Genomic DNA, 11,653 nt, shown 5'->3' with positions numbered 1-11,653 from the left:
TATGATTTTTTTGTTTAGAAAGTTGCCTGTTAACTTGTTGATTGTTAAATTTATAGATCTAAGACCATAATCATGGAGCAACTATTTCATCTTAATGTTGAGGCTTACCGACTCATACTACTCGTTGTTTGTGTTATTATAATAGGTGTTGTCTATAGATATATATCCTCTAAAATATTATCTAGACGCCAACTTTACTACAGAAATGTTTATTTAAAATCGGATGCTTGGAAACGTAAACGCTATGTCGTTTTAAAAAGAGATAATTGGAGTTGTGTGCGTTGCGGTGCCTATGCTACGCAAGTGCATCATAAGCGTTATGCCAAGAAAAATATTGGTAAAGAACCTATAAAATGGTTAGTGTCTATTTGTAAGCCGTGCCATGATCGATTGCATTAGTTATTCTATTTTAGATTCGTTGTTGGTATTATGTTATAACTTAAGTATAACTAGGATCCACATTATCATAAACACGAATACCTGTTATTTTTCCTGTTTCTTTGTTAATGTCGTAAATGGATATACCAGCTTGTGGTTTAAAAGTTGCGCTTCCCCAAACATCACAAGTGTATTCGCCTGCAAAAGTGCCTTGTTCTTTATCTAGAATATAGTTATGAAACTTTAGCGGTACACCTCCATCGGCAAAGAAATGATTGAAATGTTCTTTTAAACCTTTTTCGGTTTTATGATTCCAGCGCCATCCTGCAGGTTCTCTAAAATAAACATTATCTTCAAAAGAAAGCGTTTTCATAGTGTCTTCGGTTGAACCTATGGTGATGCCTTCAAAATAGTTAACGACTTCTGTAGGTTCTGTTAACTCAATAAGTTCTGTAAATAGTGATGCCCTAAATACATGGCCTTCTGTAATCGGATAAACTGAATGGTAAGTTCGTAATGCGCTGTATTTATTTCCAGCTTTAACAAGGATAACCACCAAAGGTAAATCGAACGTATTATTTAATAGGATATCATACTCAATTACGAGATGTTTTTCATCTTCAAACTTCCTAAAAACCTTTACGTCCTTTATTTCTTCTTTTAAATATTCAGCTTGCTTTTTTAATAATGTAATACCCGACGTTTTCCCTTTTGCTTCACCAACGGTTTGTAAATTGAATTCTACATCTTCAGTGAGATGTGAAAGGATACTGTTATAGTCTTGATTTTTAATGAGTTCTATAAATTTCATAATTATTTAATTAGTGCTTTTTCTATTTTGACGACGAGATATAAATTGATCTTTAATTATAGGTAACCTTATGATAAAACCAACTCCAACAATTATAGCATAAATGAGCCACGTTTTTTCTAATATAGCGACATGCAACAAGCTTAAAAATATAGCTGCATAAGCAAAGCTTTGTAATTTCTTCCATTTGACTTTAAGACGTTTCATGGATTTTCTATTGGAAGTGAAAAATAAAGGAATCAAGATTAAAACGGCTATAAATCCTGCAATATAGTTGACTTGTGTAAATGTTTCCATAAATCCTTCTGCTACAATAAAAATAATGAAGTGCAAAAAACTCCAAACAGCAGTTGCAATACCCATTGCTTGTCTTACAAAAAGATTATTGATGCCAAAGAGAATAAAGAACGGTGTGCATGTTAGTACAGCTGTCATCCATCGAATGGCAAACTCTCCTGAAATATGGTATAACATATCTAAATTTTCTTTACCTCCTTCTAATACCATGTTCAATAATGGAATCATAGGTAGTATCGCCAGTATAGTAATAATCATCCAGCCATAATTCTTTTTGATATATTTCATCTTAATATTATTTTTTAATTGTAATTAACACAACCTTACCATTAAATTTTGGTTGTAATTGATAGGTACTATTTTCACCAATGGTTTCTAAAAATGTTTTTGTTTCCTTCATATCTGCATTGTCTACATAAATTATTGTGTGAGAATGAAAATTAGGTTCAAGCATTTGAAATAATGGTAAGTATAAATCTTTCCAACCATCTAGTAACAATAAATCTATTGGTTTATCATGATTTTTTAAGGTTTCCATAGCGTCTCCTACTCTTACTTCAATAAGCTCACTCACTCCTGCCCTTTCAAAGTTTTCGATTGCCTTTTTGGCTTTCGATTCAATTAATTCTGTAGTAATTATATGTCCACCAGTTTCAATGACACCTTGCGCTAAAAACAGTGTTGAAATACCGAAAGAGGTTCCAAATTCAACACTATTTTTGAGTTTATTGTCTGTAATTAGTTTTACTAAATCTTCTCCTTGTTCTTTTGAAATAGACAGATATGCATTTTTAAAATCTAAAGGCTGCATGGCTCTGAAAACACTTTTTGCTGCACTTTTCATTATTTTTAGCTTATCGTATTTTGAGTCTTCAAAGAGTTCGCTTATGGTAGTGTGTATTTGATTTTGTTGTGAGGTTATCATATTTTCTATTCTATAAAAGAAGGAACATCAAAATAATATTGATATTCCTTCATGCTATTAATCACTATTCTAAACGGATTGCATAATCATAAACTATTCAGCTATTTTTAAATGATCAATAATTCCGCTCTTAAACACGGTTTTTAATGGTCTTTCAGGTTTGTTTTCGTAACCAATAATAATAGAACTGTGTACTATCATTTTATCAAAATCAAAGACAATGGTTAAATAATCTTTGATGCCTGTTTCATGCCAATTGATTAGATAAAGATTATCATCCATTTTAGTGGAACGATATGGAATATCTTCGTTTCCGCGTCCTTTAGCCGGACCAGCAATCCATTCATATTTTGCCTTACCATTGTGAAATTCCATGTGTATGGCTTTACCATCTTGATATTGGAAGTTTAATGCATATCCATCTAAAAGGTGTTCAGCTTCTCCAAATTGAAATTTGTTGGTCTCGGTTGTTTTGGTTTGTGAAAAACCTAAGCAAAATGTTACAAGGCTAAAAAAAGTGATTAGTTTCAGTTTCATTTCTATTGTTTTTAAAAGTTAAATCTTATGTTCATATTTTTCCATTCGTCTTTTAAACAAATCGTAGAACAAAGTTTTTTAGAACCAATCTGCTCCTGGATCTCCTGGGAAAAAGGCGTCTGGTAATGATAAATATAGTCCACCGTCTAAATAGGTTGGATATAACACTTCTAGTTCATCTATAACTTCTTGCTGTGTTGTAGCTGTACCACCACCAGTAATGGTTTGAGTACCTTTTATAATGCCTTGCGCATTTTGTAAATAATCAATATTTTCATCGATTACAGTGCTTACATCAGAGCGAGAACCATTATGACCTACAAAAAGATGATTGTAATTCGCAAAGTTTGCTTTTAATACATTTAGACCAGCGATCCAATTATCAATCTCATCATCACCATTATTTGGTGTGTATTCTCTTAAATACGGATGCGATAAGTTATAAATAAGATCTCCTGCAAACACAACTTTATGTTCTTCATTATAGATATAACCGTTTTCTCCTGTTTCGGCGTTAGATACTTTGTCAAAAACAAATGTTAAACCTCCTATTTCTTGAGCACCAGTCACTCCAATTACACTGTTAGGATAGATACTAGTAAAATCGGTTGTACTGTTTAACTGTGCAGCAACGGTGCTTTCTGCATAAACATCTAAATCTGTGAAATTTGTAGCACCACCATAATGATCTCCATGATTATGGGTTATAATAACTGCACCTGGCTTATTAATAACATCTACATAAGCTTCTAGTTCGTTTGCGAAAAAAGGTGCAGGTCCTAAATCTACCAAAACAACATTGTTTTCTGTCTCTACAATGGTTACTGTGTAAGGTGCCGTATCAAAATTGATAGTGTGGTATCTTACAGTGTTTTCTGTAATTACGTTTACAGAACCCGTAGTTATAATGGTACTTGAAGGAGCAGTTCCAAAATCAATAACTTGTTGTGCATTTGAATCATCATCATTACTACAAGAGAACACTGCGAAAGCCAACATAACAATGGCTATAAATTTTAATTTAAAATACTTCATCATTTTTATTTTTTATGTTAATTATTAATACTGCAAAGGTGTAGCAATGCTTCAGTATTAAGATTATCAAAATGATGATAAAAATGGTAATAGTATAACCGAGTGTTATTTTTGTTCTCTAAATTTGAGTGGTGTAAATGTTGTATTTTTTCTAAAAAACCGCACCATATTAGCAGGCTCTTCAAATCCTGTTTTATAACTTATTTCTTTAACAGATAGTGACGTTGTTACCAAATAGCGTTTAATTTCAATAATTACAAAATCATCAATAAAAGCTTTTACAGTTTTGCCCGTTAAGGTTTTTACAATATCATTTAAAAACTTATATGAAATAAATAAATTTGAAGCATAATCTCTTGAACTTCTAGTTTTTGGGTAATCTATTTCTAGCATATCTTTAAATGCTGTAAATTTTTCTAACCACTGTAAATTGATATTTTTAACAGACTGATTTTCTTTAGCTCTCTCTGCTTTGAGAAGTAAAACATGTAGTAGATTACTTAAGATCTCTGATTTTCCAAAATCATTAGAAAACGTGTATTCATTACGTAAATCATTGGCTATATTAATAAGGTTATCATTGTCCATTTCTTTTTGATGGATCACTGGTGCTTCAATATGGTAATTAAATAACCGGTTTAGATTGAGGTTGCTTAACAAGTAATGCGATTTGTCTACAAAAGCACTATTGAAAACAATACAATAGCCATCCGCTTTTTTTAATTCTTTGGTAAAATGATGTATCTGATTTTTAGCAATAAAAATAGAACTTCCTTCAACTAGCGTATAAGATTTAAAATCGACAACATGAGAATACGAGTTTTTGGTTACAATTAGAATAAGATGAAATAAGATTCTATGTGAAGAAAAGGGATCGTGCGAAGACTTACTTAACTTGTTGTAAGTTTCTGCAAAAGTCATTACTTCAATATCTAATTCAATGTTTGATTTATAGGCTATTTTAGGTAAATCGTGTGACATAGTAGTAGTCATTTAAACAAATGTTATTGGCTTCTCCCTTAATTACCAAATAGATGATTTCATAATCCTTAAAGTTATGATCATCTAGTACCAGTGCGTTTAAGCTGTCTTCTAGGCCTTCAATGGTGTCGCAGGTTTTATAGATGCTTGCTATGCCATAGTTTAGGGCCAATTGCTCTAAGTTTTTTTGTGCTTCGGTTACCGTATTGGCGTCTACATCATCTACTCCTTCTAAGCAATAAATAAAGTACTCTGTTTCTGTGATCTGTTCTTGGGATACTTGTGGTCTTTTTTCTAGCAAGCTTCTAAATTTATGCGTCGTTTGTAAAGTGCGAAATTAAAAGAATGCTTTTAATCTTTTTAGTGGTTTGGTATTAAATTTTATGAGGTATAACTTTATTATGTCTTTTTTTCTTGATAAAAAAAGACATCGAAGATTCACGAACACTTAAAACAATATTAACGTGTGAGCTAAACAAAAACATCAAGGCAACATATAATTTTGGAAACGATTACGGTTCAATATACTTGTGTTACCCGTGAGTTATTTTAATCAGAGTGCTATTCGCAATGGTCATTGTGTTGTTTTTGATCTTTTGGTATGATATAAGCCGATTTTTGTTTTTTCCATCCCAGTTTTTGGTAAAACCCTTCTTTGTTTGGTGCTGCGGTTAAGGTGATAAAATTATAGCCTTTTAAATGTTCTGTTAATGTGTTAACAATAATTGTTCCTACCCCTTTTTTATGATGATTAGGATGCACCACCACATCTACCAGTAAAGCATAATATTTAGCGTCATCTACGGTTCTGCCAAAACCAATAATCTCATTATTCATCTTAATGATACAAACTACGGCACTTTTTTTAAAAGACTGTTTAATATCTTTTGGGCTTCTTTTGTCCCAACCTACCAATTGAAAAAGCTCAGACATGTGATTCCAGTCTTTTACATTCAATCTTGGATTAATTTCTACTGTCATTATTTTAAATCGTTTAGATCCTTTAATAAAAAGCAAACGTCAATTTGCGTCATTCCGATATGTGGATAGTAATTAACAGCATCTGGTGCAGCCAACAGAATTAATGTCGCTTTAGGAGTTTCTTGTTTTGTTAATCTAATGAGTTCCTTCCCTATGCCTTGTTTTTGATAGGCTTTATCTACTGCTAAATCTGATAAATAGGTACAATACACAACATCTGTAACGGCTCTTGAAACTCCTATTAATTGGTTGTTATGTCTTGCCGTAATGATTAAATCGGCATTTTTAACCATATCGATTATTCTATCCATATCATCAATTGGCCTGCGCTCACCTAATGTTGATTTGATGAGTACGTCTCTAAATTCAGTTGGCGATAGGTTGTTTTCTATTTTATAGGTTATCATGGTTTTAATTTATATGATGTGCTAATATTGGAGAATGCTACTATGACAAATAGCAATAACAAAAGCTATTTTGAGGTTATTATTGATTGATTATTAAGGTTTTGATGTTGTAATAATAACTTCTTAAAATTGTCCTCGATTTAAAAATAGCATTTTTTATGACAAAAAATTGCGTTTGAAAGGTGTATTTATATGCTTTTAAGGCTTCTGTATCTTTAACTCTTCAGCGCGTCGTAAGCGATCTAATTCATAAATCAAAGCCAATTGATAAGCACTATCTCTAAAGCCTGCGAAGCGTCCGGATCCGCCACCATGACCGTTTGAAAAGTCGGTTTTTAATAAAAGGACGTTATCATCGGTTTTAGTCGCTCTTAGTTTGGCTACCATTTTAGCCGGTTCCCAATACCCTACTCTGGTATCGTTGAGTCCGGTGAAGAACAACAGGTTAGGATAGTCTTGCGCTTTTACATTATCATAAGGGCTGTACGACTTGATGTAATGGTAGGCTTTTTTGTCTTTCGGGTTGCCCCATTCGTCAAATTCCCCTACGGTTAGTGGTAGGTTTTCGTCTAACATGGTATTGATAACGTCTACAAATGGCACATCTAATATCACGGTACTGAAAAGTTCTGGGCGTTCGTTAATGACCGCTCCCATGAGTAAACCTCCAGCGCTTCCACCTTGAGCAACAATACTACCTTTTTTTGCATAGTTTTCTGCAATGAGGTAGTCTGCACAAGCTATAAAATCGGTAAAGGTATTTTTCTTATTGAATAGTTTACCCTCTTCGTACCATTCGTTACCCATATCGTCTCCACCTCTAATATGTGCAATGGCATAGACGTAACCTGCGTTAACCAAATGATATACAGAAGCGCCACCAGGAATGCCTTGGCCAGAGCCATAAGAGCCGTACGATGTGAGGTAGACTTTGCGGTTATTGCCTTTTCGTTTTGCACGCCATTTGTGGCTGATGAGGGTTAGCGGAATTAATTTTCCATCTTTAGCCGTTACCCATTTGCGCTCTACCACATATTTGTAATACTGACGTGCAAGGGGTTTGCTGTGTTGTTTGACCAGACGTTTCTTTTTGGTTGCCATGTTGTATTTGTATGTGCTCAATGGAGTCTCAAAGGAACTGTAGCTGAACTGTAAACTGTCTGTGGCAAACTCTGGGTTGTAGCCTATACCAATATTATAGAAGTCCTCTTTGAGTTTTAAGATGTGGCTTTCTTGTGTGGTTTGGTCAATGATTTTGAGTCGTGACTGTGCATTTTCTTTTTCGTTAATGACGAAGAAGTTATCAAAGACCTGAAAATTTTGAATCAATACCCCTTTTTGATGTGGTATGATATCGGTCCACTTTTCGGAAGCCACCGCATTAACAGGTACTGTGGCCACTTTAAAATTAATGGCCTCTTTATTAGTAAGGATATAGAACAGGTCTTTGTGGTGTGCTACGGCATAGATATGATCCTTTTCGCGTGGACGGATAATTTTAAATTCGCCCATAGGGTTATCTGTTTTGAGGTACCAATTTTCGGAAGCCGTTTTACTTGATGTATTTAAGAAAATATAATCTTTAGATTTTGATTTTGCGATAGATACACCAAATTTTGGATCTTTTTCTTCGTAGATGATGGTATCGGTATTGGGGTCGGTGCCTAAAATGTGGCGTTTTACTTGAGACGAACGGTAGGTGTCTTTTTCTACATTTACATATAGAAATGTTGCGTTATCTAACCAAACGGTGCCTCCTACTCTATGAATTGAATCGTTTAAAAACGTTTTGTTGCTAAGGTCTTTTATTTTTAGCGTGTAGGCATCTGTACCTGTGGTGTTTTCGTAAACCGTAATGAATTGGTTGTTGGGACTTACAGAACCGAGACTAGCGGTGTAGTAGTCTTTCTCTTTAGCCATTTCATTAACGTTTAATAAGACTTCGGTAAGGGTATCTTTAGTGATGCCTTTTCTGTAATAGATAGGATATTCATCATCTTCGGTGTAGCTGCTGTAATAGCTGTAGCCATTTTTTTCAACGGGTAGTGAACTGGTGTTTTTCTCGACGGTTTGTACCAAATTTTGGTAAATGATACGTTGCGCTTTTTTGAGTGGAATGTTATAGTTTTCGGTGTATTTATTTTCTTGACGTAGATACTCCATAACGGCTTTATTGTGTTGTGGCGCTTTAGTATCTTTTAGCCAAGCATAATTATCGGTATAGGTTTCGCCATGAATCTTAAAGCTAGACGGTTTAATTTCAGCTATTGGTGCAGGCATAGCATCATTACGAATGTGTTTGTCTCTAAATTGCTGTTCTAGAGTTTTTTCGAATTCCATATCCTTTCTAATTGCTGCATCGATGGTGGCTACAGGATTTTTGAGGGTATAATTTTGCCAGTATTCCTTGTCGTAGTCTAATGGAAACTCGTATAAGTGATTAGACATGGTATTGGCAAAGTTGTCTTCTCTAGGGAACTTTTTGACGTTTGTGGTGTTGATTTTTGAGGTCTTAAATTCGGATATTGCCGAATAATAGGTTGTGGTTTGGTTGGTGCTGTCTTTATAGATGAATTCGTCTTCGTGTCGCATATGATCAATGTAATATTTTGCTCCTTCTTTTTTGAAGCGTACATCGAGTTTATAATCGAAATGCTTGACATGGTTGTATTTGTAACCACAGAAGTATTCTTTAAGTTGGTTAGGCACCATGCACTCGTAACGGACTACAGCATAATTCTCTGGATTGATATAGATTTTACCTTTAAGTAATTTACGGTTGTTGGCCTTTCGCCATTGTTTTCTGTTTCTTGAGTTGGGAGATGCTAAATCATCAAGTTCTTCTTTGGTAGTTTTGGTTTGAAATTCTAAGACATACACCCAATTGCCAGAGTCGTCTAGTTCTTCGGAGATGGTATAGTTGAAATCGCGCGTTGCTTTTTTACCTAAAAAACTCTCTTGGTATTTTACGCGATTTCTACCGAATAACCCTAAAGGACCACCTTCAATATTGCCATGAAATTCGCGCTTGCTTAAACTAGCACTAGATCTAGAATTTATAATATTGACCTGTTCGTCTTTTAAGGTTTGATAATGAAAGTGAAGGCGATGTAAAGAGCTGGCATCGAAACTAAAGGTACCAGCACTTACGGAAAAATCGTAAGGACTTTGGTAGTCTCTCCATTTGTATTTCTTTTTACGGTATGGCGCTTCGTAATACTCACAAGCGGCATCAGTGTATTTGATGTATTCGCCATTTTCTTTCATGGTTTCGCGGTAGTAGCCTGTAATAAGGCTTGGAGCGTTGGAGTAATTAGAGGGGATGTTTTTAATCACTTTTCTCAGTAATGACTTGACGCTAGGTAGTTTTTCTTTTTTTTCTTCTACAAAGACTTCATCTAGAGACACGGCTTCAGGAGTCATGTTAAAGGTGGTACCGTTTAGTGCTTTGAAATCTGAGATGTTAAGTTTTAAATCTTCAAAGCCTAAGTAACTTATAGTGATGGTATAAGTATCGTATTTTTTTGGAATGGTGATTTGAAATTTACCGTCCCCTTCTGTTACGGTACCTAAACCTACTTTATCTATTTTTAGATAGGCATAAGGTAGCGGAGTACCATCGGTTTTGTCTACGACGGTGCCTTTAATGGTCTCTTGGATAGTGCTGTTAGTAGACGAGTTTGTGTTTTGGGCATTAGAGAATGTTGCTATGATGAATAGCAATAGTAAAAGCGGTTTAGATGTCATGATTGGTGGTTGATTGATTTAGATTGATGGTTGGTGATTGATTTACAAGGTTTTGATTTTGTAATAATAGGGTCTTAAAATTAACCTTGATTTATAAATAACATTTTTTTGTGAAAAAAATTGCGTTTGGAAGGACTTGGAGTTTGTTTTAGGTTGATTTTTTGTACCTTATGGTATGTGATTTGTGTTTATTATTAACCTTAAAAACAACGTATTATGAACTATTATTTTAGTAAAACCTTAAAAGGTAATTTTAACGATACCGTAGAAAAAGTTACCGCAGCACTTAAAACAGAACAGTTTGGCGTGTTAACGGAAATAGACATTAAAGACACCCTTAAAAAGAAGCTGGATGTTAATTTTAATAATTACAAAATACTAGGGGCTTGTAATCCGCCTTATGCTCATAAAGCTTTATTAGCGGAAAATAAAATTGGGACCATGCTGCCTTGTAATGTTATTGTGCAGGAATTAGATTCTGGTGATATTGAAGTGGCTGCTGTTAATCCTATGGCTTCTATGCAAGCGGTGCAAAATGACGCTTTAAAAGGGATTGCTGAGGAGATTACTTTGAAGTTAAAGGCTGTTATTGAGGGGCTTTGAGAGAAGTGTTAAGTTTAAGGAGCTAAGAGTTATGAGTTGTTAGTTATGAGTTATGTGAGTTATGAGTTATGTGAGTTGTGAGTTGTGAGTTATGAGCCAAGAGTAGGTTAATTGTTGGTATTTTTTTGCCAAACAATGGGTTTAATAATACAATCTAAAGTCCAATAATTGGCAGGCGCTATAATGTTTTTGGTGCAATTCTTCTACCACAGCGAACATATCATCATCTTCTTTAAATAGATTAAAGAAGGCTTCATCTAGTTTTGTGCTTGCTATACCATTATAGGGATGACCATAGCCAGAAACCGCTTTGGCTCCTGTGATATCTAAAAAATATTGTGCTTCTTCTTCGTCTAAATCCAAAATTTTGGCATTTGAAAAATGTAAAATCTTTCCGTTTAATTGGCCCTCAAAAAGTTCTGCTATTTCTTGTAAACTATAGTAGTAGTCATTTAAACAAATGTTATTGGCTTCTCCCTTAATTACCAAATAGATGATTTCGTAATCCTTAAAATTATGATCATCTAGTACCAATGCGTTTAAGCTCTCTTCTAGGCCTTCAATGGTGTCGCAGGTTTTATATATACTTGCTATGCCATAGTTTAGGGCCAATTGCTCTAAGTTTTTTTGTGCTTCGGTTACCGTATTGGCGTCTATATCATCTACCCCTTCTAAGCAATAAATAAAGTACTCTGTTTCTGTGATCTGTTCTTGGGATACTTGTGGTCTTTTTTCTAGCAAGCTTCTAAATTTATACGACGTTTGTAAAGTGCGAAATTAAAAGAATGCTTTTAATCTTTTTAGTGGTTTGGTATTAAATTTTGTTACGTCTTATATCAGTATTATTAGAAATCAGATTCTTCTTCATAACCAGGCAATTCTAGAGCTTTTACTAGTAGAAAATACAACGGCCAACAGCTATGTGTATACATACGCTAGCAATAATAAAAA

The 11,653-nt window shown here is 34.2% G+C and carries 12 protein-coding genes and 1 pseudogene; 2 read left to right on the top strand and 11 right to left on the bottom strand.

Annotated features, from left to right (window positions below):
• The first annotated feature begins 72 nt into the window (after positions 1–72).
• Positions 73–399, top strand: coding sequence for an HNH endonuclease (locus tag ABD730_RS09290; RefSeq protein ID WP_334469149.1), 327 nt, complete (start codon positions 73–75; stop codon positions 397–399).
• A gap of 40 nt (positions 400–439) precedes the next feature.
• Here ABD730_RS09290 and ABD730_RS09285 read toward each other — a convergent pair whose 3' ends face one another.
• The 10 genes and pseudogenes from ABD730_RS09285 to ABD730_RS09240 form a co-directional block, all read right to left on the bottom strand.
• Positions 440–1,189, bottom strand: coding sequence for a hypothetical protein (locus ABD730_RS09285; RefSeq protein WP_344714137.1), 750 nt, complete (start codon positions 1,187–1,189; stop codon positions 440–442).
• A 6-nt stretch (positions 1,190–1,195) separates the two neighbouring features.
• A complete protein-coding gene (locus tag ABD730_RS09280; RefSeq protein WP_115808831.1) occupies positions 1,196–1,774 on the bottom strand; it encodes a ferric reductase in 579 nt (192 codons plus the stop codon).
• Positions 1,775–1,781: 7 nt separating this feature from the next.
• On the bottom strand, positions 1,782–2,411 hold the full coding sequence (locus ABD730_RS09275; protein WP_344714134.1) for an O-methyltransferase: 630 nt from the start codon (positions 2,409–2,411) through the stop codon (positions 1,782–1,784).
• Between the two features lie 93 nt (positions 2,412–2,504).
• Entirely contained in the window at positions 2,505–2,948 is a 444-nt protein-coding gene (locus ABD730_RS09270; RefSeq protein WP_115808833.1) for a MoaF-related domain-containing protein, read from the bottom strand.
• A 78-nt stretch (positions 2,949–3,026) separates the two neighbouring features.
• A complete protein-coding gene (locus ABD730_RS09265) occupies positions 3,027–3,986 on the bottom strand; it encodes an MBL fold metallo-hydrolase (RefSeq protein ID WP_115808834.1) in 960 nt (319 codons plus the stop codon).
• 102 nt (positions 3,987–4,088) lie between these two features.
• Complete coding sequence (locus ABD730_RS09260) at positions 4,089–4,376, bottom strand: helix-turn-helix domain-containing protein (RefSeq protein ID WP_344714552.1); 288 nt, start codon at positions 4,374–4,376, stop codon at positions 4,089–4,091.
• A gap of 586 nt (positions 4,377–4,962) precedes the next feature.
• Positions 4,963–5,265: pseudogene (locus tag ABD730_RS09255) on the bottom strand (DUF6642 family protein); the annotation flags it as partial.
• A gap of 260 nt (positions 5,266–5,525) precedes the next feature.
• Positions 5,526–5,945 carry a GNAT family N-acetyltransferase gene (locus ABD730_RS09250; protein WP_334469143.1) on the bottom strand — a complete coding sequence of 140 codons (420 nt, stop codon included), beginning with the start codon at positions 5,943–5,945 and terminating at the stop codon, positions 5,526–5,528.
• Entirely contained in the window at positions 5,945–6,352 is a 408-nt protein-coding gene (locus ABD730_RS09245) for a GNAT family N-acetyltransferase (protein WP_334469139.1), read from the bottom strand. The genes ABD730_RS09250 and ABD730_RS09245 overlap by 1 nt, the downstream gene beginning before the upstream one ends.
• Positions 6,353–6,550: 198 nt before the next feature.
• Positions 6,551–10,099, bottom strand: a complete 3,549-nt coding sequence (locus ABD730_RS09240; RefSeq protein ID WP_344714125.1) for a prolyl oligopeptidase family serine peptidase — start codon at positions 10,097–10,099, stop codon at positions 6,551–6,553.
• Between the two features lie 216 nt (positions 10,100–10,315).
• On the opposite strand from ABD730_RS09240, the gene ABD730_RS09235 reads away from it, so the two are divergent.
• The gene (locus ABD730_RS09235) at positions 10,316–10,702 is read left to right on the top strand and encodes a DUF302 domain-containing protein (RefSeq protein WP_344714123.1); all 387 of its coding nucleotides are present in this window, start codon (positions 10,316–10,318) and stop codon (positions 10,700–10,702) included.
• A gap of 141 nt (positions 10,703–10,843) precedes the next feature.
• Here ABD730_RS09235 and ABD730_RS09230 read toward each other — a convergent pair whose 3' ends face one another.
• Positions 10,844–11,443, bottom strand: coding sequence for a DUF6642 family protein (locus tag ABD730_RS09230; RefSeq protein WP_344714121.1), 600 nt, complete (start codon positions 11,441–11,443; stop codon positions 10,844–10,846).
• Positions 11,444–11,653: the final 210 nt, after the last annotated feature.

It is taken from the genome of Winogradskyella damuponensis (assembly GCF_039538385.1).
GTDB lineage: Bacteria > Bacteroidota > Bacteroidia > Flavobacteriales > Flavobacteriaceae > Winogradskyella > Winogradskyella damuponensis.
Note: the sequence above shows the minus strand (reverse complement) of the source record. Positions and strands in the feature narration are given on the sequence as shown.